General features: G+C 29.7%; 25 protein-coding genes. 12 read left to right on the forward strand and 13 right to left on the reverse strand.

What is annotated here, in order from left to right; translation table 11 throughout:
* Window positions 1-33 precede the first annotated feature (33 nt).
* Together ACWYN7_RS11065 and ACWYN7_RS11070 are read left to right on the forward strand one after the other, a co-directional pair.
* Window positions 34-1,746 carry a sodium:solute symporter family protein gene (locus ACWYN7_RS11065; protein ID WP_462860007.1) on the forward strand — a complete coding sequence of 571 codons (1,713 nt, stop codon included), beginning with the start codon at window positions 34-36 and terminating at the stop codon, window positions 1,744-1,746.
* A gap of 2 nt (window positions 1,747-1,748) precedes the next feature.
* Complete coding sequence (locus ACWYN7_RS11070) at window positions 1,749-2,720, forward strand: Gfo/Idh/MocA family protein (RefSeq protein WP_462860008.1); 972 nt, start codon at window positions 1,749-1,751, stop codon at window positions 2,718-2,720.
* 8 nt (window positions 2,721-2,728) lie between these two features.
* Here ACWYN7_RS11070 and ACWYN7_RS11075 read toward each other — a convergent pair whose 3' ends face one another.
* Window positions 2,729-2,905, reverse strand: a complete 177-nt coding sequence (locus ACWYN7_RS11075) for a cupin domain-containing protein (RefSeq protein WP_462860010.1) — start codon at window positions 2,903-2,905, stop codon at window positions 2,729-2,731.
* A 367-nt stretch (window positions 2,906-3,272) separates the two neighbouring features.
* On the opposite strand from ACWYN7_RS11075, the gene ACWYN7_RS11080 reads away from it, so the two are divergent.
* The gene (locus ACWYN7_RS11080) at window positions 3,273-5,108 is read left to right on the forward strand and encodes a sulfatase-like hydrolase/transferase (RefSeq protein WP_462860012.1); all 1,836 of its coding nucleotides are present in this window, start codon (window positions 3,273-3,275) and stop codon (window positions 5,106-5,108) included.
* Window positions 5,109-5,287: 179 nt separating this feature from the next.
* Here the strand turns inward: ACWYN7_RS11080 and arsB are convergent, their stop codons facing one another.
* The 3 genes from arsB to ACWYN7_RS11095 all read right to left on the reverse strand — a co-directional run bounded on the left by arsB (window position 5,288) and on the right by ACWYN7_RS11095 (window position 8,055).
* Window positions 5,288-6,337 (reverse strand): ACR3 family arsenite efflux transporter, encoded by a 1,050-nt coding sequence (gene arsB, locus ACWYN7_RS11085; protein WP_462860014.1) that lies wholly within the window; start codon window positions 6,335-6,337, stop codon window positions 5,288-5,290.
* A gap of 3 nt (window positions 6,338-6,340) precedes the next feature.
* Window positions 6,341-6,973, reverse strand: coding sequence for an arsenate-mycothiol transferase ArsC (locus ACWYN7_RS11090; protein WP_462860016.1), 633 nt, complete (start codon window positions 6,971-6,973; stop codon window positions 6,341-6,343).
* Between the two features lie 233 nt (window positions 6,974-7,206).
* Window positions 7,207-8,055, reverse strand: coding sequence for a DUF2911 domain-containing protein (locus ACWYN7_RS11095; protein ID WP_462860017.1), 849 nt, complete (start codon window positions 8,053-8,055; stop codon window positions 7,207-7,209).
* 111 nt (window positions 8,056-8,166) lie between these two features.
* Here ACWYN7_RS11095 and ACWYN7_RS11100 point away from each other — a divergent pair, with 111 nt between their 5' ends.
* A complete protein-coding gene (locus ACWYN7_RS11100; protein WP_462860019.1) occupies window positions 8,167-8,931 on the forward strand; it encodes an NAD(P)H-binding protein in 765 nt (254 codons plus the stop codon).
* Between the two features lie 105 nt (window positions 8,932-9,036).
* Here ACWYN7_RS11100 and gldG read toward each other — a convergent pair whose 3' ends face one another.
* The 5 genes from gldG to ACWYN7_RS11125 are packed head-to-tail and all read right to left on the reverse strand — an operon-like array spanning window position 9,037 to window position 13,110.
* Entirely contained in the window at window positions 9,037-10,677 is a 1,641-nt protein-coding gene (gldG, locus tag ACWYN7_RS11105) for a gliding motility-associated ABC transporter substrate-binding protein GldG (protein ID WP_462860021.1), read from the reverse strand.
* Window positions 10,670-11,389, reverse strand: a complete 720-nt coding sequence (gene gldF, locus ACWYN7_RS11110; protein ID WP_462860023.1) for a gliding motility-associated ABC transporter permease subunit GldF — start codon at window positions 11,387-11,389, stop codon at window positions 10,670-10,672. Before gldF ends, gldG begins: the two co-directional genes overlap by 8 nt.
* Entirely contained in the window at window positions 11,390-11,914 is a 525-nt protein-coding gene (locus ACWYN7_RS11115; protein WP_462860025.1) for a GNAT family N-acetyltransferase, read from the reverse strand.
* 33 nt (window positions 11,915-11,947) lie between these two features.
* Entirely contained in the window at window positions 11,948-12,244 is a 297-nt protein-coding gene (locus ACWYN7_RS11120; RefSeq protein ID WP_462860027.1) for a putative quinol monooxygenase, read from the reverse strand.
* Between the two features lie 5 nt (window positions 12,245-12,249).
* Window positions 12,250-13,110, reverse strand: coding sequence for an SAM hydrolase/SAM-dependent halogenase family protein (locus tag ACWYN7_RS11125; protein WP_462860028.1), 861 nt, complete (start codon window positions 13,108-13,110; stop codon window positions 12,250-12,252).
* Between the two features lie 126 nt (window positions 13,111-13,236).
* Between ACWYN7_RS11125 and ACWYN7_RS11130 the strand changes: the two genes are divergently transcribed.
* From ACWYN7_RS11130 to ACWYN7_RS11155, 6 genes are all read left to right on the forward strand, one after another.
* Complete coding sequence (locus ACWYN7_RS11130) at window positions 13,237-14,190, forward strand: PhoH family protein (protein ID WP_462860029.1); 954 nt, start codon at window positions 13,237-13,239, stop codon at window positions 14,188-14,190.
* The gene (locus ACWYN7_RS11135; RefSeq protein ID WP_462860030.1) at window positions 14,187-14,807 is read left to right on the forward strand and encodes a hypothetical protein; all 621 of its coding nucleotides are present in this window, start codon (window positions 14,187-14,189) and stop codon (window positions 14,805-14,807) included. The genes ACWYN7_RS11130 and ACWYN7_RS11135 overlap by 4 nt, the downstream gene beginning before the upstream one ends.
* A gap of 43 nt (window positions 14,808-14,850) precedes the next feature.
* Window positions 14,851-15,801, forward strand: coding sequence for a phosphoribosylaminoimidazolesuccinocarboxamide synthase (locus tag ACWYN7_RS11140; RefSeq protein WP_462860031.1), 951 nt, complete (start codon window positions 14,851-14,853; stop codon window positions 15,799-15,801).
* A 55-nt stretch (window positions 15,802-15,856) separates the two neighbouring features.
* A complete protein-coding gene (gene fabV / locus ACWYN7_RS11145) occupies window positions 15,857-17,044 on the forward strand; it encodes an enoyl-ACP reductase FabV (protein WP_462860032.1) in 1,188 nt (395 codons plus the stop codon).
* An 87-nt stretch (window positions 17,045-17,131) separates the two neighbouring features.
* Window positions 17,132-17,611, forward strand: coding sequence for a hypothetical protein (locus ACWYN7_RS11150; RefSeq protein ID WP_462860033.1), 480 nt, complete (start codon window positions 17,132-17,134; stop codon window positions 17,609-17,611).
* Window positions 17,608-17,976, forward strand: coding sequence for a glyoxalase (locus ACWYN7_RS11155; RefSeq protein WP_462860034.1), 369 nt, complete (start codon window positions 17,608-17,610; stop codon window positions 17,974-17,976). Before ACWYN7_RS11150 ends, ACWYN7_RS11155 begins: the two co-directional genes overlap by 4 nt.
* Window positions 17,977-18,163: 187 nt before the next feature.
* Here ACWYN7_RS11155 and ACWYN7_RS11160 read toward each other — a convergent pair whose 3' ends face one another.
* The 4 genes from ACWYN7_RS11160 to ACWYN7_RS11175 all read right to left on the reverse strand — a co-directional run bounded on the left by ACWYN7_RS11160 (window position 18,164) and on the right by ACWYN7_RS11175 (window position 21,488).
* The gene (locus tag ACWYN7_RS11160; RefSeq protein ID WP_462860035.1) at window positions 18,164-18,721 is read right to left on the reverse strand and encodes a fasciclin domain-containing protein; all 558 of its coding nucleotides are present in this window, start codon (window positions 18,719-18,721) and stop codon (window positions 18,164-18,166) included.
* A 154-nt stretch (window positions 18,722-18,875) separates the two neighbouring features.
* Window positions 18,876-19,670: a TerC family protein gene (locus ACWYN7_RS11165; RefSeq protein WP_462860036.1), complete on the reverse strand. Its 795-nt coding sequence runs from the start codon at window positions 19,668-19,670 to the stop codon at window positions 18,876-18,878.
* A gap of 73 nt (window positions 19,671-19,743) precedes the next feature.
* A complete protein-coding gene (locus ACWYN7_RS11170; RefSeq protein WP_462860037.1) occupies window positions 19,744-20,511 on the reverse strand; it encodes a sulfite exporter TauE/SafE family protein in 768 nt (255 codons plus the stop codon).
* 62 nt (window positions 20,512-20,573) lie between these two features.
* Complete coding sequence (locus tag ACWYN7_RS11175; protein ID WP_462860038.1) at window positions 20,574-21,488, reverse strand: AraC family transcriptional regulator; 915 nt, start codon at window positions 21,486-21,488, stop codon at window positions 20,574-20,576.
* A 177-nt stretch (window positions 21,489-21,665) separates the two neighbouring features.
* On the opposite strand from ACWYN7_RS11175, the gene ACWYN7_RS11180 reads away from it, so the two are divergent.
* Window positions 21,666-23,162, forward strand: a complete 1,497-nt coding sequence (locus ACWYN7_RS11180) for an aldehyde dehydrogenase family protein (protein WP_462860039.1) — start codon at window positions 21,666-21,668, stop codon at window positions 23,160-23,162.
* 68 nt (window positions 23,163-23,230) lie between these two features.
* Window positions 23,231-23,587: a DUF779 domain-containing protein gene (locus ACWYN7_RS11185; RefSeq protein WP_462860040.1), complete on the forward strand. Its 357-nt coding sequence runs from the start codon at window positions 23,231-23,233 to the stop codon at window positions 23,585-23,587.
* The last annotated feature ends 18 nt before the right edge of the window (window positions 23,588-23,605 follow it).

Raw genomic sequence — 23,605 nt, forward strand, 5'->3', positions numbered from 1 at the left:
TATTTTATCACAAATTATTTTACAGTTTAATTTATGGAAATAGCAAGTAAATTACATATTGTAGATTGGGTTATTTTGTCTATAACTTTAATTTTTATTGTTGCTTACGGTACTTATGTTACACGTAAAAATGCCAATGTAACTGACTATATAAAAGGAGGTAATGACACCAAATGGTGGACCATTGGTTTGTCTGTTATGGCTACTCAAGCTAGTGCTATTACGTTTTTATCTACACCAGGTCAAGCGTTTCATAGTGGTATGGGTTTTGTACAATTTTACTTTGGTTTGCCAATTGCAATGGTTATTATTTGCGTGGTTTTTATCCCTATTTATCATAAGTTAAAAGTATATACAGCTTACGAATTTTTAGAAGGTAGATTCGATTTAAAAACACGAAGTTTAGCCGCAATTTTATTTTTAGTACAAAGAGGTTTGGCAGCCGGAATTACCATTTTTGCACCTGCTATAATTTTATCGGCAGTTTTAGGTTGGGATTTGCTTACGCTTAATATTATTATCGGTTTTTTAGTAATTATTTATACAGTTTCTGGAGGTACAAAAGCGGTTAACGTTACACAAAAACAACAAATGATTATCATTTTTATAGGAATGTTAATTGCATTTTTTATGATTATGAGTCAACTGCCAGCAAACATCACGTTTACTAATGCTTTAGAAATTGCTGGTGCCAGTAATAAAATGGAAGTACTCGATTTTTCTTTTGATTTAAGTAATAGATACACAGTTTGGACAGGTATTTTAGGAGGAACATTTTTAATGCTATCTTATTTTGGCACAGATCAAAGTCAAGTGCAACGTTATTTATCAGGAAAATCAGTGCGTGAAAGTCAACTGGGTTTAATTTTTAATGGTTTGTTAAAAGTGCCCATGCAATTTTTTATTTTGTTAATTGGTGTGATGGTTTTTGTATTTTATCAATTTAATCCTGCTCCTTTAAATTTTAATCCAACAGCAAATGAAGAGGTTGTAAAAACAAAATATGCACAAGAATATAAAGCTTTAGAAGCCAAACATATTGAGATTGAAAATACCAAGAAAGCCATTTTTGCTGATGGTTTTCAGGTGAGTGAAAAAGAAAAAATTCAAGAATTAAACAAAGCTGATTTAGCGTTAAAAGAAAAATCGAAAGCAATTATCGATAAGGTTGATGAAGAAAATACTTTGGATAAAATAGAGTCTAATGATAAAGATTATGTTTTTATTCATTTTATTCTAAACAATTTACCAAGAGGATTAATTGGTTTGTTATTGGCTGTAATTTTATCGGCAGCAATGTCTTCTACAGCATCAGAATTAAATGCGCTTGCTAGCACAACAGCAATGGATTTATACAAACGAAATGTAAAAGGAAACAAAAGCGAAGAACATTTTGTAAAAGCTTCTAAGTGGTTTACTTTAGCTTGGGGAATTATAGCCATTTCAGTAGCTTGTATTGCCAATTTATTCGATAACTTAATACAGTTAGTAAATATTATTGGCTCTATTTTTTATGGTAACGTTCTAGGGATTTTCTTATTAGCATTTTTTATAAAGTTTGTAAAAGGAAATGCTGTTTTTGTAGCAGCCTTAATCACACAAATGATTATTATCGGAGTTTACTTTTTAGATTGGTTGCCTTATTTATGGCTCAATTTATTAGGCTGTGTTTTAGTAATGGCAATTGCAATTATAATTCAGACTTTATTACCACAAAAACCGAATTTAAAATTAAGTGAAGTATAATTATGGAAAAGAAAACAATTAAATGGGGAATTATAGGTCTTGGTAAAATAGCCAATAAATTTGCAACAGATTTACTTACTATTCAAGATGCTGAATTGGTAGCTGTAGCATCAAGGAATCAAGAGAATGCAGATTTATTTGCAGCAAAGTACCGAGCAAAAAAAGCCTATAATTCTTACGAAGATTTGGCAAAAGATAAAAACGTGGATGCAGTTTATATTGCAACACCTCACTCATTTCATGCAGCGCATTCCATATTGTGTTTGCAACAAAAAAAGGCAGTATTATGCGAGAAACCGTTTGCAATGAATGCTACAGAAGTGGCAGAAATGATTGCTGTTGCAAAAGAAAATGACGTGCTCTTAATGGAAGCTTTATGGACATATTTTTTACCTCATTATCAATATGTTTTAGATATTTTTAAAACAAAAAAGTTTGGAAACCTTAAAGAAATTAAAGCTGATTTTGGTTTTAAAGCCGCTTACAACTTAGAAAGTAGGTTATTAAAAAAAGAAGTAGGTGGAGGCTCTCTTTTAGATATTGGAATTTACCCTATTTTCGCAGCCTTATCAAGTCTAGGGATACCAAATACTATAAATGCAAATGCTACTTTTTTTAAAACAGGAGCAGATTCATCTTGTGAGGTGATTTTTAACTATAATAACGCCAAAGCAATTTTAAAGAGCACACTTATCGAAGACACACCTACAGAGGCTATTTTTAGTTTTGAAGATGCAGTTGTAAAATTAAATACAAAGTTTCATCAACCATCAACCATAACTATTTTTAAAGATGATAAAGAAGAAATAGTCGATTTTGGATACAAAACTATAGGTTATAATTTTGAGACAGAACATTTTAATCAATTGTTAAGAGAAAACAAAAAAGAAAGCAATGTAATGACTTTCGATTTTTCTAAAAAATTGATAGAAACATTAGATGAAGTTCGTAAAATAATTGGTTTAGAATATTAATATAACCTCTATTCATCAACAGCAACACCAAAATACAACCAAGTAACATTTTCTTTAAAAGGATTCGATTGCGAGTGTAATTCCCATGGTTCAACAGCAATACAATCACCAACCTTAACAATATGTTTTGTATTGTTGATGATAAACTCAGCTTTACCACATTGTATATAAAAAACTTCAAACATGGTATCGTGTTTGTGCGTTTCTATTTTTTTGATTTGGCTTAAAAGTAGCTGTACTAAACATTATTAAATTCGGAATTTCAATTTTTTAAATAAAGACTTTTTTTAGAACATCACCTTGATGATTCGCCTTTGTGGCACCAATTTTTTTAACGTTAGTAATTTTTAATTTTTTTTAAAAATTTAATATGAAGTAACTAAAAAAATACTCAATAATAGATTATTCGTTCATAATCAGTAAACGTATTAGTTCTTAATGTTAATTTGTGGTACAAATTTGTTCTATTGTATTCTAATTGAACGCTACTAAACTAGGCTATTTTTTAGCTATAACTTTAATTTTGTTTTTTAGATTTTAAACCAATTGATGATGAAAAAAGTTACCTTCTTATTCTTGTTTTTTTTAAATTCTATAAGCGGTACTGCTCAAGAAAAACCAAATATTCTTTGGATTATTACAGATGATCAAAGAGCAGACGCCTTAGAATGTTATAATAAGGCAACAACTGGTAAAAACGAAAGTGCTTTAGGTTACGTTTCTTCTCCAAATATAGATAAGTTGGCTAAAGAAGGTACCTTATTTGTAAAAGCATATACAAATTCACCTGTTTGTGGGCCCTCTAGAGGTTCAATGTTAAGTGGGCGATACCCATTTAGAAATGGACATTATCAGTTTGAGCAAACACATCAACAGCCAGATTTTGTAAAACCTTCAATTCCGCAAACCCTAAGAAAAAATGGATACATAACTACATCTTTTGGAAAAGACGGAGCGTATATTTTTAAATGGGAAGGCAAGCAGACCTTTAAAGATGCTGGACATTATAACTACAAAGTAAGTTTTAAGCACGATTTACAAAAGAATAATGTTGGAGATTTTTGGGGGCAACCTGCATATGCCAAAGGTACATGGAAAACAATAGGTAAAGAAGAACGAATAAAAACTCCTGATGGAAAAATTGTAAAATATTTGTTTAAAAAGAAGAAAGGACAAGGAGAGATTAGTATAGAAGATCTTAAGTTAAGAAAAGAGATGGAAAAGAAATATGAAATCTTACGATCTTACACACGTACTGGAAATAAAGATTTAATTATTGGCGGAGAAAACCCAATGCCAGCAGGACAAACTATAGATGGTAAAATTGTTGAAGAATTTAAATTGTATTTAGAAAATCAGAATAAAACGTTCATTAATACTTATGGTAAAACAAAAAAAGGAGCAGACCCTAGCAAACCTTTAATGACACATTTGGGTTTTCATTTACCACACACACCTGTATTACCGCCAAAATCATTTAGAGATAAATTTAAAAAGAAGAAATACAAACTCCCAGCTTTTGATGAAAAAGAAAAAGCAACATTTACACCTCAATTACTCAAGCTTTTCAAAAATTTGAATATGACAAATATGACAGATAAAGAAAAGCAACAGGCAATTCAAGATTATTATGCGTTTTGTGCTTATGGAGATGCTTTGATTGGAGATGCTGTAGCTGCGTTTAAAGAATATTGTAAAAAAAACAAACAAGAATATCTAATAGTTTTTGTAGTTGGAGACCATGGTTGGCACTTAGGAGAACAAGGTATTGAGGCAAAATTCACCCCTTGGCGCCAATCTACTCAAGGAGCAATGATAGTGGTATCTTCTAATAAAAAAGAGATTCCAGAAGGCATTGTAAATACTAATTTTGTTGAGTATGTAGATGCTGCACCTACAATTTTAGAAGCTGCTAATATCCCTATTGATGACAAAAAATACGAATATTTAGATGGTATTAGTTTAAAAAGATTGATTCAAGGACAAGTTCAAAAACGCGATTATATTGTTGGAGAAACTAATGTAATTGTTGGCCACAGAGCGTATTTAAGATCAAAAGATTTTGCTTTTTCAATGAAAACACGCCCTAATAATTGGAAGAAATTAATACCAAATAAAAATGTGAAATGGGCTTTAGATTGTCCTGTAGAAGAAGCTGAATTGGCTTTATATGATTTAAGAAATGATCCTTTAGAAAGAAATAATGTTGCAGGAAACAAGAATTATAAAAAACTAGCAGAATGGTTTAGAAAAAAATTAGGTAATATTGTTTTAGGTGATGGAAGAGTGGAGTGCGATTGGACAAAAGAGAATTCATACAATATCAGTAATTTCGCTAAAGGAGCACATGATGGAAAATTAGAGATTCCTAGTGAGTTAGTGCCATAAATCTTAATATCAACTTGAGATAAAGTTAGAACTATTATTGGCTTAGAATCTTAACAAGATTATCTTATTTCTAATAAAATTGTGTTTCGGTTGATGTTTATATCAACTTAATTAAGTGATAAAAAAAACGGTTTGATTATACAATCAAACCGTTTTACGTGTTGAAATATGAATTTAATTTAAGCTGTTTTAGTTTTTGTAAAATATTTTTTTCGCAACCAAAAGGAAACTTTTACTAATAAAATAAGCGCTGGTACTTCTACTAAAGGACCAATAACGCCTGTAAAAGCCTGTCCAGAATTTAATCCGAAAACGGCAATGGCAACTGCAATCGCCAATTCAAAATTATTACCTGCAGCTGTAAATGCAACTGCTGTAATTTTGTCATAATCTGCACCAGTTGCTTTGGTAAAGAAAAAACCGACAATAAACATTAGCGTAAAATATACCAATAACGGAATTGCAATTAGTAAAACATCCATAGGAATTTGTACAATTAATTCTCCTTTTAAAGAAAACATCACCACAATTGTAAACAAAAGTGCTATTAAAGTTATTGGAGAAATGGTAGGTATAAACTTTTTAGTATACCATTCTTCACCTTTTAATTTTACTAAAACAACTCTACTCACAATACCTAAGAAAAACGGAATTCCTAAATAAATGGCAACACTTTCTGCAATAGTAGCTATTGAAATATCTACAATTGCACCTTCAAAACCAAAATATGGAGGTAAAACAGTAATAAATAACCAAGCATAAAAGCTGTATGCAAATACCTGAAAAATACTATTTAAAGCTACTAAACCAGCTCCATATTCGCTGCTACCTTCAGCCAAATCGTTCCAAACCAAAACCATTGCTATACAACGTGCCAAGCCAATTAAAATTAAACCTACCATATATTCTGGGTAATCGCTTAAAAAAATAATTGCCAAAATAAACATTAAAACAGGTCCTATAATCCAGTTTAAAATTAATGAGATAGATAAAATTTTGGTGTTTTTAAATACTTTTGGCAACAATGCATAATTTACTTTCGCCAAAGGCGGATACATCATTAATATTAAACCAATTGCAATTGGTATGTTTGTAGAACCTTTACTAAAAGAGTTTATAAAATCTGGAAAAGTAGGTATAAAATACCCCAGACTTACACCAATAGCCATGGCTACAAAAATCCATAAAGTTAGGTTTCTATCTAAAAAACTTAATTTTTTATTTGCCATTTGTTACGCTTTTATTTGTGAAAAAATGTAAAACATTTCAGTAGCTATTTGTATACTTCTTTCGTTGTATTTTTCAGCTTGTTGTGGTGTATTGTCAAACGCTTTTGGATCATCAAAAGTAATAGGAATACGTTTTTCTGCACCAGCAATAAATGGGCAACCACCATCAGCTTGAGAACAAGTCATAATTGCTGCAAATTCTGAAGTCGGATTAAAATCGTCTGTTAATTTTTTAGAAAACCCAATAATTGGGTGTTCATTATCCGCATATTTTATACTGTATACAGGATTATTACCTTCTGAAATGGTTTTAATTTGAAATCCTGAATTTGATAAAGTTTCTGCCACAACAGGAAATAATGCTGTAGCTTCTGTACCACCAGAATAACAAGTTACATTTTCAATAGTAAAATAAGTGGCTAAAGTTTGTGCCCATATTTGTGATAAATGACTTCTTCTAGAATTGTGTGTACAAATAAAATTGATTCTAATTGCGGCTTTTTTGCTCACTTTTTCTTGAATGTAGTCTGTTAAAGGTTGTAAAACCTCTTTACGCTCTTCTGATATAGATTGAGGATCTAATTCTAAAATAACTTTTTCAATGTCTTTAAATACTGTTGTTTCTGTAGCTGTCATTGGTATTCTATTTTATTAATTGTAATTTTACGATTAATATGTTTAAAATTTTTTTTGATATAATCAACTTAAAATAAGTTCAATTAATTATTATATTGCAATATTACGATTAATATTTAAACTGTAAAAACATTTTTAAATATTTGACCTTTTCGTAACATTGTGAATTTATAAAAAAAAACTCAAGCAAAAGCTTGAGTTTTTTAAATTTTATAAAGAATAAAAAAAGCGTTTTACATTGCTCCCCATTCTTTTAAAGAAGCTTTATTCATTTTAATATAACCTGCGTTATTTGCTTTTTCTGCATATTTTAAAGAAGCTTTTGCGGCTTTAATAGCACCTTGTTTATCTCCTGCTTTTGCATAAATTAAAGCTTGTCTGCGTAAAAACCAAAATTTTGGAGCATCAGCAGTCATTTCTACAGCTTTGTCTATCCAAACTTTTGCTTTATCAATATCTTTATCTGCACTTAAATTATAAGCAGCAGCTGCATAATAATCATCAGCAGAAGGACCTTGCATAATTTTTTCTATACTTTCAGAAACCATTGCATCTGTAGGAGTTTCAAACTGTAAACCTACATAAGTGTTTTCCCACATAATACCTAAAACAGCAGAACTGTTTGTTAAATCATCAAAAGAAATGGTAAATGTTTCAATAATCATTGGTATTTCTATAACAGGTACATTAACTTTTACAACCACTTTAGAATCGTCCCATTTTTGTGGATTTCCCCAGTTTGTGGCATCAGCATATAACATAATATCCCAAGTTTTTTTTCCAGGAATTGTATATAAAGCGTAAGTTCCTTTTTTAACTTTTGTACCAGAAACAGTAACATCTGTACTAAAAGTTACTTTTGTGTTTTGGTTGGCACCTGTTCTCCAAACTTTGCCATAATCTTCTAAACCACCAAAAATTTTTCTTCCTTTTACACTTGGTCTAGAATATTCTACAGTAACCTCTGTTAAACCTACAATTTGTTCCATTTTTTGAAACGGACTTGGAGCTGGTGTTTTAATTTGAGCGTTTGTAGAAAATGCAATTGCAGCTACAAATAATGATAATATTGTTTTTTTCATGGTTAGATTGTTTTAATTAATTGATACCAAAATTACGATTTCAAAAAGTGACTAATGTTAACAAAACCTTAAAAAGGGATTGTATCTTTGCTTTATAAATGTGGTTTTAAGATGAAAAACATTAGTATTTTAGGTTGTGGTTGGTTAGGGAAACCTTTGGCTTTGTCGTTTTTAGATGATGGATATGCTGTAAAAGGTTCTACAACATCCGAAGAAAAAGTGCCAATTTTAGAAAATTTGGATATTGAAACTTATCTGGTTGATATTTCTGAAAATGAAGAAGTTGATGCATTTTTACAATCTGATATTTTAATTATTGCAATTACATCTAAAGATATTGATGGTTTCGAAAACTTGATTGCTCAGATTCAAGAATCATCCATCCAAAAAGTAATTTTTATAAGTTCTACTTCCGTGTATGGACGTATTAATAAAGTGATGACAGAAGAAGATGAGGTTTTACACAATCATCCTTTGGTTGAAATAGAAAACTTATTTAGAGAAAATACTTTTTTTGAAACTACAATTATTCGTTTTGCAGGATTATTTGGTGGTGAAAGACAGCCAGCAAATTGGTTTAAAAATGGGAAAAAAATTCCACAACCCAAAGGTTTTGTAAATATGATTCATAGAGAAGATTGCATCGAAATTATTCACGAAATCATTGGTCAAAATTCTTGGAATGAATTGTTTAATGCCTGTGCCAATCATCACCCAACAAGAAGAGAATTTTATACTTTGGCTAAGTTGAGTGCTGGTTTTGAGTTGCCAGAATTTGAAAATAATGATGTTTATGAATGGAAAATAATTTCTTCGGATAAAATTCAGAAAGTTTTAAATTATGAGTTTATTCACGATGATTTACTTTCATTTTAAGTTTCAAAGTTTCAAAGTTTCAAAGTTTCAAAGTTTTTAAGTTCGAGTAATTTTTCATTTTTGCTAACAGCTAACAGCTAACAGCTAACAGCTAACAGCTAACAGCTAACTATATTTCTTCTTACGTAAATAATTAAAAATAAAACCGAATAAAAACAATAAAAGTAAAGGCAAAATTACATTTAAAAACTGCCAAAACGTTCGTTCTTTAAAAGCCTTTTGTTTGTCTAACATTTTAATTTGTAGTGATTTATTTCTTAGGTTGATTAACCCAGAATCATCCAACAAATAATCAACTGCATTTATTAAGAAATCTTTATTTCCAAATTGTTGGTTGGTCCATTTGTCTATGGATAAATCTGTTGGTTTTCCTTTTAAAAGTTGATTTTTCCCTACATCACCATCAGCAATAACAATCATTTTATTCTGGTTTGCATTCTCCTTAAAAAGTGATGTTTCAAAAGGTTTTACTCTGTTTTTATAAGCCGATTTAAAATCGCCTTCTAATAAAACCCCAAACAATTGATGCCCAGAAACATACTCTTTTTCTTGAGGTTCTTCTGCTATAGATTGCAATTCGATAATTGCAGGAGTTCCTATTTTTTGCGTTAAAGTAGAACTCATTAATAATGGCGTTTTTTTAATGTTATTCTTTAAGGTATCTATCTGATTTGCAAATTGCAAACGAACTGGAGCTACATTTTTGCTAATTGGATGATTTGGATTAGCGCCAACCAAAGGATGAAAAAACCAATCGAAATTTTGAAACTGAGGCTGATTGCCAACATTACCAGTTGCTAAAGGAATTTGAGCAGCATATAAATCTTTAATTAAGCTTGTGTTTATTCTAATTCCGTAAGAAAACAGCAAGTCTGTTAAGTTTAAATCTCTTGGGTAAGCCAACATTTTACCTCTATTAAATAAACTGTCTTGGTCTGCTTGTACATTGTCTAACATCCACAATGTTTTACCTCCATTTGTGATGTATTGATCTAAAACTAGCTTTTCTTTCTCAGTAAATTTTTGAGTTGGTTTTGTAATAATTGCCAAATCTAAAGAGCTTAAATCTTGTAAAGTTTGTTGCGGATTTGTGTCTACAGAATCTAATGTAAACTTTGCCAATTTGTATTTTTTAGCAACTTCGCTTAAAAAACTATATTGATAAATGTCTTGCAATTCCCCATTTCCTGTAAGAACAGCAACACTTTTTTGTTTGGTTTGATGGATGCTATTTATAGCATTAGAAAAACTATATTCTAAATTTTCGATGGCTTTTTGCAATTGCTCTTCTTGGCTTGCAACAATGCCAGTTGGCAATAAAGAAACGATTTCTGATTTGTTGCCAAAGTTGATTTCTGCCCAAGGAAAAATAATGGCTTCAGACAATTTACCATCTTCTTCTACAGTTAATTGGCTAGGCATCATCCCTTTTTTAATCAAATCTTCTCTTTGGTCATCAGGATTTTGGAAATGGATTTTAATTTGATTATTTTCTGCTGCTAACTCTTCTAAATATTGCCTGGTTTCTACTTGTAATCTTTTAAATTCTGATGGAAAATCGCCTTCTAAATAAACCGTTATAAAAAGTGGTTTTTTAACTTTTGATAAAATTGAATTTGTAGTTTCTGATAAGGTATAGCGTTTATCAGCAGTTAAATCGAAACGTTTGTAAAAAGATTGATTTGCAATGTTTAAAACCATTAAACCTATGATTAGTACACTTATATTTTTGATTTTTTTATTCATGGTCTAATCGTGTTTTAGTAATGAATAAAAAGAAAAAAGTAACACTTAAAAAATAAATAAGATCTCTGGTATCAATAACACCTCTAGAAATACTTTTAAAATGTTCGTTAATGCCCAATTGTTGAATGGTTAAACTATTATTGCCAAAAGAAGCAGCAATAGCATCAAATCCGTAGAACAAATTAAACGTAATAAAAACACCAATAATAAAAGCTACAATCTGATTTTTGGATAAAGTTGATGTAAACAAACCTATAGAAGTGTAAGTTGCAGCCAAAAATAATAAACCCATATAAGAACCAATTGTACTGCCAAAATCGATATTTCCAACAGGATTTCCTAGTTGATAAACTGTATACACATATATAAAAGTAGGAACAATAGCAATGCAAACTAGTAGGAGAGAAGCCCAAAATTTACCCAGAACAATTTGCCAATCAGAAATGGGTTTTGTTTTTAAAAGTTCTATGGTACCTGTGTTAAATTCATCAGCAAAACTTTTCATGGTAATTGCAGGAATCAGAAAAAGAAACACCCAAGGAGCTAAATAAAAAAACGGAGTTACATCTGCAAAACCAGCATTTAAGATGTTAAAATCATCATTAAAAATAAAGAGAAACAAACCATTAATCAGCAAAAAAACTCCAATAACCAAATAGGCAATTGGACTTGAGAAAAATGAGTTGAATTCTTTTTTTAGGATTGGATACATTTAGTTTATTTCTAATTTGTAAATTCGATTAAAAGCATAAGTATTACATTTTCTATCGGGCTGAAAAATAAAATTTAGTTTGTTTAACAACGCAATTGATGCTAAATTATTTTTATGTGTAAAGGCTTCTATGGTTTTTAATTTCATTTGATGAATTCCGAATACCAAAACAGATTCCATTGCTTCTGTCATTATTCCTTTTTGATGAAATTCAGGTTTTAATTTATACCCAATTTCTGCATAATTTTTATCGATATCAATTTGATGTAAAACGATACTTCCAATTATTTGAGTTTGATATTCTATCAACCAAAATATTCTTTTTTGTTTTTGAAATAACTCTTTACAAACTTCAATAAAATCTTTAGCTTCTTCTAAATTTTCTGCTCTTTTTGTACCTACAAATTTATTAATTTCTTTACTAGAACGTAAGTCAAAAACTGATTTTATATCTTTAAAAGTTGCTTCTCTTAAAAGTAACCTTTTAGTTCTTATTTCAGGAAAATTCTTAAAGGCGAAATTCATTTTTAAATTTGCTTACTGCTTACTGCTTACTGCTTACTGAATACTAACTCTTTTATCTACACTCCAAGCTTCAGGTTTTGCATTAAAATAACCTTTGGTTTGTTTCCAAGTGGCTTTAAAAAAGTCAGAATTTCTATAGTTTTCTAGGGCATTTTCATCTTCCCAATAAGAATATGTAAAAAAGATTTCTGGGTTATTTTTATCTTGATATAGTTCTAATAATTTACATCCATCAGAATTTCTGATAATTGCTTTTTTTTCGTCAAACATTTCTTGAAAATCAGCAATATATTTAGAGTGTAAACTCATTTTTACAATTCTAACCAGCATAAAATTTAAGATAAGGTTGAATATTCTGGTTTAGATTCTGAAAAAAAATCAATAATAATAGGATCTCTATATTCTAAACCTAAAAGGGTAGAAGCCCCACCAACTGTTTTTAAATTACTTCTGTAAATTGCTATTTCTAAAAAATCGGCAGAGTTAAAAAGGGCAAGTTTATTGCCATCAAACTGTCTAGAATCTTTAGAATTATCGCCAGTAATTTCGTTGTATTTATTATAGATTTTGGTAAATGAATAACGAGATGCATTAATTTTAAAATCTCTTCCTTTACCAATATCGTTAAACATTTTTTTGCTGATGTTTGTAATTAAATTCCCATAATTATCAATGTACAAAACTCCACCAATAATTTGATTTTTTGCTTGATTTACTTTTGGCTGAATTTCTACTAGTTTTTTAAAATCAAAAATTTCTTTACCAATAACAGTTAAATTACCACCTCTTGCAATAAAACAGGCTACTTTTACAAACACATCTAAAACAGGAAAACTGCTCTCAATTCTATCGTGAATATTAATTTCTACAATTTTTGTAGGATTAATTTCAGAAGCAATCATAGAGATTAATCCATTATCAGGACAAACAAAATAATGCTCGTCTAAAGCCAAAGCAATGTGTTTGTTATCTCTACTTAATTCAGAATCTACACCAATAATGTGTATGGTTCCTTTAGGAAAACTTTTGTAAGAATTTTTTAAAATATAAGCAGTTTCTGTAATGTTAAAAGGAGATATTTCGTGAGTAATATCTACAATTCTAGCATCAGCCAATTCAGTGTAAATAGCTCCTTTTACAGCACCTACAAAGTGATCTTTAGTTCCAAAGTCGGTTGTTAAAGTAATTAAAGCCATTAATTTCTACTGTTAATTAATTGTGTAAAAGTTGTTAACTATTTTAAGCAAATCTAATCATTTTAGTAGTTTTAATTACTACTTTTAGTTGAAATAAAATTGTAACAAACTATAAAAAACAATCATTTGAACGAACGCATTATAGAGTTAACGGAAATTAACCCAAAAGATTTCTTTGGTACACAGAATAGTACAATAGAGCAATTAAAAAGATACTTCCCGAAAATTAAAATTGTTGCTCGCGGATCTAAACTTAAAATTTATGGAGAAGCAGATATTTTAGATGAATTCGAAACACGATTAGAACGTTTAATTAAATATTTTAATCGCTACAACAAGTTGGATGAAAATAGTATTGAGCGTATTTTAACCTCTACAGGAAACGAAGAAAAAACAACTGCAGCCAGAAACGCAAAAGATATTTTAGTGCATGGTGTTAGTGGTAAATTAATAAAACCACAAACAGAAAATCAGCGAAAAATGGTATCGTTAATGGAAAAAAATGATATGCTTTTTGCTGTTGGTCCTGCAGGTACAGGTAAAACCTATACTGCTGTTGCATTGGCTGTTAAGGCATTAAAAGAAAAAGATGTTAGACGAATAATTTTAACAAGACCAGCTGTAGAATCTGGAGAAAATCTTGGTTTTTTACCTGGAGATTTAAAAGATAAATTAGACCCATACATGCAGCCTTTGTATGATGCTTTACGAGATATGATTCCGCATGAAAAATTAGAATCGCATTTAGAAAAAGGAGTCATTCAAATTGCACCTTTAGCATTTATGAGAGGTAGAACTTTAGATAGTGCCTTTGTTATTTTAGACGAAGCTCAGAACACAACCCATAATCAAATGAAAATGTTTTTAACAAGAATGGGTAAAAGTGCTAAATTTATTATTACTGGTGATCCAGGACAAATCGATTTGCCCAGAAAACAAGTATCTGGTTTAAAAGAATCTTTACTGGCTTTAAAAAGTATTGAAGGTATTGCACAAGTATATTTAGATGATAAAGATGTAGTAAGACACAGATTGGTTAAGAAAATAATTACAGCCTATAAAAGTATAGAAACTGAATGATTAAGATAGAAAAAGAGAAATTAGGCTTACAAGACTACTTTTACATTGGGTATTTATATCTAATTATTTTAGGTATTGTAAGCGATGCCATTTTTTATGGAATTTTTGGGGTATCCTATTTAAACTATACCACAATTTTAGATGCTTTAATTTCTCCTATCAGTTTGTTAACCAATAATTGGAAAATATCGCTCTTTTTAGGTTTTATGTTTTGGTTGATGTATTTATATTTTACCAAATGGATGTTTCGTTTTTACGCTTATTTAAGAGAAAAAAAGTGGTACAGAAAAATGTACAACATAGAAAAATGGGATAAAAAGTATGCGTTACTAAAAGAGAAGAAAAACATTATTCCTGGTATGATGTTTATTTTCTTTTTATTATTTATTTCTATGAGAACAGGTATGGGAATAGGAATGAAACATAAATATACCAATAAAGAAATTATACCTAATTATACCTTAATTTTTAAAGACAACACTAAATTAGATGTTCGTAAAATAGGCCAAAATTCTGCTTATTTTTTCTACTTTATACCTGGAGAAAAAGTAATTACAGTAACACCAATTACCGATAATTTAAAGCAAATAAAAGTACTTGAAAAGGAAACGAAATAATATTCTATAGCTTATTTTTGCATCTTTAATAACAATCAATTTAATGAATACGATTAACGAAACCAATTTTAATTTTCCAAAACAAAAGTCTGTATACAAAGGTAAAGTAAGAGAAGTTTACAATATCAATGACGAACTTTTAGTGATGATTGCTACTGATAGACTATCTGCTTTCGATGTAATTTTACCACGTCAAATCCCTTTTAAAGGTCAGATTTTAAACCAGATTGCAACCAAAATGATGAATGATACTGCAGATATTGTACCTAATTGGTTAATTGCAAATCCTGATGAAAATGTAGCTATTGGTCATTTGTGCGAACCTTTTAAGGTAGAAATGGTAATTAGAGGATATCTTTCTGGTCATGCAGCTCGTGAATATAAAGCAGGAAAACGTGTTTTATGTGGAGTAGAAATGGCAGAAGGTTTAAAAGAAAATGATCAATTTCCAGAACCTTTAATTACACCATCAACCAAAGCAGATAATGGCGAACATGATGAAGACATTTCTAGAGAAGACATTTTAGCAAAAGGAATTGTTTCTGAAGAAGATTACATCATTTTAGAAAATTATACAAGAGCTTTATTTAAAAGAGGTACAGAAATCGCAGCCAAAAGAGGCTTAATTTTGGTAGATACTAAATACGAATTTGGTAAAACAAAAGAGGGTAAAATTGTGTTGATTGATGAAATTCATACTCCAGATTCTTCTCGTTATTTTTATGCTGATGGTTACCAAGAAAGACAAGAGAATAATGAAGCTCAAAAACAATTATCGAAAGAATTTGTGCGTCAATGGTTGATAGAAAATGGTTTTCAAGGAAAAGAAAATCAGCAAATACCAGAAATGTCTGATGAAAAAATCATCGAAATTTCGAACAGATATATAGAATTGTACGAACAAATTACTGGAGAAACCTTTGTAAAAGCATCAACAGAAAATGTGTTACAAAGAATTGAAGAGAATGTAAAATCTTTTTTAAAAAGCAACTAACTTTCATAGACCTTTCAGGTTTTTTAAACCTGAAAGATCTTTATAAATTAAAAAAATGATTATAGAACCAAGAACAAGAGGATTTATTTGTTTAACATCACATCCAACTGGTTGTGAGCAAAACGTAATCAATCAAATAGAATATGTAAAATCCAAAGGCAAAATTGAAGGTGCTAAAAAAGTGTTAGTTATTGGTGCATCAACAGGTTTTGGATTAGCATCTAGAATTACAAGTGCATTTGGTTCAGATGCAGCAACAATAGGTGTTTTCTTTGATAAACCAGCTACAGAAGGCAAACCAGGTTCTCCTGGATATTACAACACTGCTGCTTTTGAAAAACATGCTCACAAAGCAGGTTTGTATGCAAAAAGCATTAACGGAGATGCCTTTTCTAATGAGATAAAAGAGCAAGTTGTAAATCTAATAAAAGAAGATTTAGGTCAGGTAGATTTAGTAATTTACAGTTTAGCATCACCAGTAAGAAAACATCCAAATACAGGTAAAAGATATAAATCCGTATTAAAACCAATTGGCGAAGTTTTTACCAATAAAACTGTAGATTTTCATACAGGTAATGTATCAGAAATATCGATAAATCCTGCAGAAGGCGATGATGTAGAAAACACAATTACTGTTATGGGTGGTGAAGATTGGAAAATGTGGATGGATGCTTTACAAGCAGAAAACCTACTTTCTGAAGGCGCAACAACTGTGGCTTACTCTTATATTGGCCCAGAAGTTACAAAACCAGTGTATAGAAATGGAACCATTGGTGCTGCTAAAGATCATCTAGAAAAAACAGCTTTTGAAATTGCTGATGATTTAAAATCGATTAACGGAAATGCTTATGTTTCTGTAAATAAAGCTTTGGTAACTCAAGCTAGTTCTGCAATTCCTGTAATTCCTTTATACATTTCTTTATTGTTTAAAGTGATGAAAGAAAAAGGAATTCACGAAGGTTGTATAGAACAAATACAACGTTTGTATAGTGAACGTTTATTTGGTGGTGATTTAGCTTTAGATGATAAAGGTAGAATTAGAATTGATGATTGGGAAATGCGCGAAGATGTTCAAGCAGAAATTGCTGAACTTTGGCAAAAAGCAACTACCGAAAATTTATCAGAAATTGGAGATTTACAAGGCTACAGTAATGAATTTTTTAACCTATTTGGCTTTAAAGTTGATGGTGTAGATTATAATGCTGATGTTAACGAGGTTGTAAAAATACCTAGTGAACAGTAAAATATTTTCCTGCAAGGTTTTTAAAACCTTGTAGGTATTTCCTTTTTTCATCTTAAACTTATTATCATAAGTTAAATAAAATTTTAATTGAAAGCAGTAACCATTAAACAACTTAAAGACGAATTATCTCATAAATCTGCTGATGAGTTAAAAGAGTTGTGCTTGCATTTATCAAGATTTAAAAAAGAAAATAAAGAGTTATTAACTTATTTATTATTCGAATCTTATAACGAAGAAGGTTATATTCAATCTATTAAAGATCAAATGGATGAGCAGTTTTCTGATATAAATACCAAAAGTTATTTTTACATCAGAAAAAGTGTGCGTAAAATTTTATCGCTTACCAAAAAGTTTATCAGATATTCTAAAAAGAAAGAAACAGAAACTGAATTGCTTTTGTATTTCTGCAAAAAATTAAAAGAAATGAAGCCTTCTATAAACAGAAGTCAGCGTTTGCAAAATGTGTTTGATGCTCAAGTAAGAATGATAAAAAAAGCGATTGAAAAATTACACGAAGATTTGCAATACGATTATCAATTGGAATTAGATGAATTGTTAGAGAAATGAAAAAAGAAAGACCAATTTTACAGGATTTAGTAAGTAAAAGTACAACAGAAACAGAAGTTTTTCAAAACTCAGTTTTAAGACCAATTATTAAAATGCAACACCATTTGTTAATTGCATTTTTTAATACGTATTTAATAAAAAGAAAAGTTGATTTTACAAAGCTATCAGAACAAAAGAAAAGAGCAAAAATAAAATCGGTTTTAGAAAAAGATTTACAGTTTATAAATCAAATTTTAGGTACTGTATTAGGTCATTTTTCTTTGGATGAATACAAAATATATCAAAACAATTCCTCCGAATTTAATAGAAGGATTAAACAAATCATCATCAAAAGACTGCAAGATTCTATAGATGAACTACAATAAAAAACCGCTACAATTTAGTAGCGGTTTTCATTAATCAACCAAAAAACTTCTACAATCACATTTGTAATCCATTCTAAAGGATTTTCTAGAAGTATTTCATTAAAATAATAACTTTGAATGTATTTTTGTTAAATATAAAGTCATAATAAGTAAACAAAAAATAAATTTATTTTTGGGGATGTTTATTTTATTTTGGCATTACAACTGTGTCTATGGCATGTACAACTCCATTAGAAGCCTCCACATCTGTAATTATAACTGTAGAAACATTTCCTTTTACATCTGTTAAAATTACTTTACCTTCTTTTAAAGAAGCAGTTAAAGTTCCACCTTGTACAGTTTTAATTATAAACTGCCCATTATTCGTTTTAATGGCATTTACAACATCTTTAGCTTTAAATTCTCCAGCAACAACATGATAGGTTAAAATAGCAGTTAACATATCTTTGTTTTCTGGCTTCAATAGTGTAGTTACAGTGCCTTCAGGTAATTTGTTAAAAGCGTTATTTACTGGTGCAAAAACCGTAAATGGGCCTTCTCCATTTAAAACTTCAACTAAATTAGCAGCTTTTACAGCAGCCACTAAAGTTGTAAAATTGTCATTAGAAGCAGCAACACCTACAATTGTTTTCTCGCTTTTTGTACTGTTGTTTTTTTTGTCATTTTTTGGATCTGTATTAGAAAAAGTTGGTAAAGAAATTACAATTGCCAAAACAGTTGTAGATAATAATTTTTTAAAATTCATAATAAGTATTTTTAAGTTTAGAACAAAATTAAGGTATTATGGAGTTTAAAATGTTTAATAATATGTTAAAAATATTAAACAAAAATATTTTTATAATTTTCATAACAAAAAAAAGACGCTCTAAGCGTCTTTTTAATTGATAATGATTAGAAAATTATTTTTTTTCTGAAAGTAATTTCTTTTGATATTTTCCTTGAACAACATCAACAATTATTAAAATTGCCAATACAAAATAGAAAGTTGTTTTACTCATTGGTACAATTTCTTCCCCAAAAAGTTTTAAGTGTGCTAAATGACCACCTTCTGTAATTAGCATAATACCAACTATAAAAAGGATGAACAATCCTAGTACTTCGTACATTCTGTTTTTAGATAAAAAAGTAGAAATTCTATCTGCCATAATAAGCATTAATAAACCACTAATTACAATAGCAATTGCCATTACAATAAAAGCAGTTGTAGGGTTTTCAATTTCGCTTGTTAAACCAATTGCGGCTAAAATTGAGTCGAAAGAAAAAACCAAGTTCATAATTACAATACTTGTAATTACTGCATTTGCAGTTTTAGATTTTTTTTCAGTAGCCATTTCATCAACCTCTAACCCTTTTGTAGAAATCATATGCCAAATTTCTTTAATGGCAGTGTAAATAATAAAACCACCCCCTAAAAGCACAATAATACTATGACCATTAAAAGCAAAATGAACAACATCGTCAATTCCTCCTGATAAAAAAGAAAAAGGTTCTTGAAAAAAATCGATGATAGAAACCAATAAAAATAACAGAATAATTCTAAGCACAATGGCTATTAAAATTCCTGTTTTTCTAACTTTTTTTTGATCTGCTGCTGGTGCTTTTTTAGATTCTAATGAAATGTACAACAAATTGTCGAATCCTAAAACGGCTTGTAAAAGCACTAGCATTAATAAGGTAAAAATAATTCCTAACATTTTTATTTTTTTTGGATGAGGTTCAAATATATTTTTATTGATTTAATTATACAATGGAAACCAATTTTATTTGTTAAAAAAGATATTTCCATAAAATTCTAAGGCTTACAAAGGCAATTAAAATAGCAGTTGCCTTTTTTAGTTGAATGGGTGTAAAATAATTATTACTCATTCTGCTTCCAAATTGTCCGCCAATAAAAACAGTAATTAATAATATTGATGTTAAATTCCAATCAATAAAAAAATCAGGATTAGCATATTGCCCCAATAAACCAGCAATTGAGTTTACTAAGATAAAAAAGCTAGCAGTGGCAGCTATTTTTTTTGGAGTATCCCAATTGGTGAGATGTAACAATGGCGCTAAAAAAACTCCACCTCCAATACCAACCATTCCAGATATAAAACCAATACTACCTCCAAAACTTAAATTTGTTAAGATGTTTATTTTTTGATTTTTTTCATCATTAGAAATAATTCTTTTAGAAATCCACATAGAAATGGCAGCAAATAATAAAGTAACTCCCAAAAGTATAAAAAAGAATTGCTGATTTATTTTTAAATAGCCACCCAAATACGCCAAAGGAATACTCATAAATACCAAAGGCAATATTTTTTTAAAATCTATTTTTTTTTGTTGATAAAATAACAATACGTTTCCAGATACTACAACAATATTGCAAAGCAAAGCTGTTGCTCTAATTTGTGTAAACAGAATTCCGGTTAACGCTAAAATTGCCAAATAACTAGAACCACCTCCAAAACCTACTGAAGAATATAAAATAGCCACTGTAAAAAACAGTAAAATAATGAACCAGTTGTTTAAAAATAAGTCTATTATCAAATTTTAAATTTACTTAAAGTAATGTTACTAAGTAAATTAAAAAATAGCGAATATAAAAATTATTAATCTATAGATTTTTTAAATTGTTGGGGTGTCATTAATTCCAATTTTTTAAACTGTCTATTAAAATAACTAGTGCTGTTAAAACCAGATTTGAAAGCAATTTCAGAAATTCGTAAGTCTTTAGATTCTTTAATAAGTTTTTTAGAAAATTTAATTTTTTCAGAATTTACGTAATCAATAGGAGAAATCCCCAAAGTGTTTTTAAATTGTTTATGAAAATGTGAAGCACTCATATTGGCTTTTTTAGCTAAATTTTCTACATTAATATCTTTATTGGTAAGGTTTTTTTTAATGAACTGAATTACGCTACCAATTCTTGTATCGTTAAAAACTTCATTTTGGTCATTTAAAATTAGAAACTTAGCCTTAGTTTGTAATAATCTTACAATTAATTCTTGAATCATTAAATCGAGAAGAACATCTTTAGATTTATTATTGTTAGTAAATGTGTATGTTAAACGTTTTACTAAGTGATTTACATCAGTGTTATTTATTAAATGAGAGGCTGCATTGTCTAAAGTCCATTTATTATTTTCATTTTCTATAGCTACATTATGGTTAAATTTATCTACAACTTCATTAATTTTTGAACTATCAATACCTAAAGCTAAACATTGAGTTGGCGTGTTTATTTTAGCATCTGGAAAATCTATAACCATTTCTTTATTAGAGGGCATTACTACAGATTCACCTGGGTAAAAATCAAAAGAAGATAAGCCATCAAGGTGCATTACTTTTTTACCTGTGAGCATGCTAGCAATAATTGGGTAATCGAATTTTAAGGATACTTTTTCTGCATATTTATATGTTTCGTAGATGTTTAGTTCTGCAAAATCAGAATTATAAGTAGTTCTGTTTTCTACCAAAGTACTTAACCTTCTGTTCTTATGGTGCGACTTTAAAAAGTTAGTCATAATCTAAATAAAAAATAATTTAATAATAGAATTGTGCTACAATATAATAAATATGTTCAAAAAATAATGATATTAATAAAATAACTTTGTAAAATATGATGATATTTCATTATTTGGTCTATAATATTATAGATAGTATAATTAAAAAAACATAGAATATTAACCTTAAACAAAATTATGAGTTATTCAAAACCTACATTCAAAACTACTTATACAAACTTTATTAATGGTAAATTTATAGCACCAATTGAGGGAAAATACTTTGAAAACACTTCTCCAATAGATGGTACTTTAATAGCAAAGTACCCAAGATCACAAAAAGAAGATATCGAATTAGCATTAGAATCTGCTAATGCCGCAAAAGAATCTTGGGGAAATACATCTGCTATAGAAAGGGCTTCACTATTAAATAAAGTTGCAGATATTATAGAAGCCAATTTAGAAGAATTTGCATTAGTAGAAACTTGTGATAATGGTAAACCAGTCCGCGAAACGTTAAACGCAGATGTTCCTTTATCAATTGATCATTGGCGCTATTTTGCGGCCTGTATTAGGTCTGAAGAAGGAAGTGCTACAGAATTAGATGCAAATACGCTATCAATGAACATTAAAGAACCTTTAGGTGTTGTTGGCCAAATTATACCTTGGAATTTTCCATTATTAATGTTATCGTGGAAGCTGCCTCCAGCACTAGCAACTGGTAATTGTGTGGTTTTAAAACCAGCAGAACAGACCCCATCTTCAGCAACTTTGCTTATGGAAAAAATTGCAGACGTTTTTCCTCCGGGAGTCATAAATGTTGTACACGGTTTTGGTCCAGAGGCAGGTAAACCTTTGGCTTCTAGCTCAAAAGTAGATAAGGTTGCCTTTACAGGAGAAACCACTACAGGGCAATTAATTATGCAATATGCGTCTAAAAATCTAAACCCTGTAACCATGGAGTTGGGGGGTAAATCTCCTAATATTTTCTTTGAAAGTGTGATGGATGAAGACGATGCTTTTTTAGACAAAGCCATTGAAGGCGCAGTTTTATTTGCATTTAATCAAGGAGAAGTTTGTACATGCCCATCAAGAATTTTAGTACAAGAAAGTATTTATGACAAATTTATGGAGCGTGTTGTGGCTAGAACAAAAGCAATTGTTCAAGACAATCCTTATGATGTAAATACCATGGTTGGTGCTCAAGCATCTAATGATCAGTACGAAAAAATTCAATCTTACATAAAAATTGGTAAAGAAGAAGGAGCTAAAGTTCTATGTGGTGGAGCTGCAAATACAGAAGGAGATTTAGCAAACGGTTTTTACATTCAGCCAACAATTTTAGAAGGACATAATAAAATGAGGGTTTTTCAAGAAGAAATTTTTGGACCTGTAGTTTGTGTAACAAAATTTAAAGATGAAGCAGAAGCTCTAGAAATTGCAAACGATACTTTATATGGTTTAGGTGCAGGAGTTTGGACTAGAGATGCGCATCAATTATATCAAATACCAAGAGCCATAAAAGCAGGTAGAGTCTGGGTTAATTGTTATCATTCTTATCCTGCACATGCCCCATTTGGTGGATATAAGAAATCAGGTTTTGGTAGAGAAAATCATTTAATGATGATGGGGCATTATAGACAAACCAAAAACATGCTAATTTCTTATGACAAAAATAAATTAGGATTCTTTTAGTAGTTCGTTTTAATTTTTTAAAAGCTGAATTATAGACTAATTCAGCTTTTTTATTAACTTTAACCATTATGAATCGAATAGATATAACAGAAGAGGCTAGAAAAATTGTTACACAACTTAAAGATAAACATGGAGATTTAATTTTCCATCAAAGTGGTGGTTGTTGTGATGGCTCATCACCAATGATTTTTGAAAAGGGAGAGTTGTACTTAGATGAAAGTGATATTTTTTTAGGTACTTTAGAAGGCGTTCCTTTTTACATGAATCAAGACCAATATGAATACTGGAAGCACACGCATTTAACTATCGATATTACAAAAGGCAGAGGCGCTAGTTTTTCTTTAGAAATTCCTTTAGGAATCAGATTCATAATACATTCTAGATTATTAACAAATAAAGAAATCAATTTTTTAAATATCAATTAGATATGCTAAATTGCTAAG

The organism is Polaribacter sp. M10 (assembly GCF_054968445.1).

What these genes read in the sequence shown, in the direction of transcription:
- ACWYN7_RS11100 (WP_462860019.1), top strand. Translation starts at nt 8,167, where the DNA reads ATGAAAAACATTAGTATTTTAGGTTGTGGTTGGTTAGGGAAACCTTTG.
- fabV (WP_462860032.1), top strand. Translation starts at nt 15,857, where the DNA reads ATGATTATAGAACCAAGAACAAGAGGATTTATTTGTTTAACATCACAT.
- ACWYN7_RS11165 (WP_462860036.1), bottom strand. Translation starts at nt 19,670, where the DNA reads ATGTTAGGAATTATTTTTACCTTATTAATGCTAGTGCTTTTACAAGCC.
- ACWYN7_RS11115 (WP_462860025.1), bottom strand. Translation starts at nt 11,914, where the DNA reads ATGAATTTCGCCTTTAAGAATTTTCCTGAAATAAGAACTAAAAGGTTA.
- ACWYN7_RS11180 (WP_462860039.1), top strand. Translation starts at nt 21,666, where the DNA reads ATGAGTTATTCAAAACCTACATTCAAAACTACTTATACAAACTTTATT.
- ACWYN7_RS11135 (WP_462860030.1), top strand. Translation starts at nt 14,187, where the DNA reads ATGATTAAGATAGAAAAAGAGAAATTAGGCTTACAAGACTACTTTTAC.
- ACWYN7_RS11155 (WP_462860034.1), top strand. Translation starts at nt 17,608, where the DNA reads ATGAAAAAAGAAAGACCAATTTTACAGGATTTAGTAAGTAAAAGTACA.
- gldG (WP_462860021.1), bottom strand. Translation starts at nt 10,677, where the DNA reads ATGAATAAAAAAATCAAAAATATAAGTGTACTAATCATAGGTTTAATG.
- arsB (WP_462860014.1), bottom strand. Translation starts at nt 6,337, where the DNA reads ATGGCAAATAAAAAATTAAGTTTTTTAGATAGAAACCTAACTTTATGG.
- ACWYN7_RS11065 (WP_462860007.1), top strand. Translation starts at nt 34, where the DNA reads ATGGAAATAGCAAGTAAATTACATATTGTAGATTGGGTTATTTTGTCT.
- gldF (WP_462860023.1), bottom strand. Translation starts at nt 11,389, where the DNA reads ATGTATCCAATCCTAAAAAAAGAATTCAACTCATTTTTCTCAAGTCCA.
- ACWYN7_RS11090 (WP_462860016.1), bottom strand. Translation starts at nt 6,973, where the DNA reads ATGACAGCTACAGAAACAACAGTATTTAAAGACATTGAAAAAGTTATT.
- ACWYN7_RS11125 (WP_462860028.1), bottom strand. Translation starts at nt 13,110, where the DNA reads ATGGCTTTAATTACTTTAACAACCGACTTTGGAACTAAAGATCACTTT.
- ACWYN7_RS11185 (WP_462860040.1), top strand. Translation starts at nt 23,231, where the DNA reads ATGAATCGAATAGATATAACAGAAGAGGCTAGAAAAATTGTTACACAA.
- ACWYN7_RS11080 (WP_462860012.1), top strand. Translation starts at nt 3,273, where the DNA reads ATGAAAAAAGTTACCTTCTTATTCTTGTTTTTTTTAAATTCTATAAGC.
- ACWYN7_RS11120 (WP_462860027.1), bottom strand. Translation starts at nt 12,244, where the DNA reads ATGCTGGTTAGAATTGTAAAAATGAGTTTACACTCTAAATATATTGCT.
- ACWYN7_RS11075 (WP_462860010.1), bottom strand. Translation starts at nt 2,905, where the DNA reads ATGTTTGAAGTTTTTTATATACAATGTGGTAAAGCTGAGTTTATCATC.
- ACWYN7_RS11140 (WP_462860031.1), top strand. Translation starts at nt 14,851, where the DNA reads ATGAATACGATTAACGAAACCAATTTTAATTTTCCAAAACAAAAGTCT.
- ACWYN7_RS11095 (WP_462860017.1), bottom strand. Translation starts at nt 8,055, where the DNA reads ATGAAAAAAACAATATTATCATTATTTGTAGCTGCAATTGCATTTTCT.
- ACWYN7_RS11160 (WP_462860035.1), bottom strand. Translation starts at nt 18,721, where the DNA reads ATGAATTTTAAAAAATTATTATCTACAACTGTTTTGGCAATTGTAATT.
- ACWYN7_RS11070 (WP_462860008.1), top strand. Translation starts at nt 1,749, where the DNA reads ATGGAAAAGAAAACAATTAAATGGGGAATTATAGGTCTTGGTAAAATA.
- ACWYN7_RS11175 (WP_462860038.1), bottom strand. Translation starts at nt 21,488, where the DNA reads ATGACTAACTTTTTAAAGTCGCACCATAAGAACAGAAGGTTAAGTACT.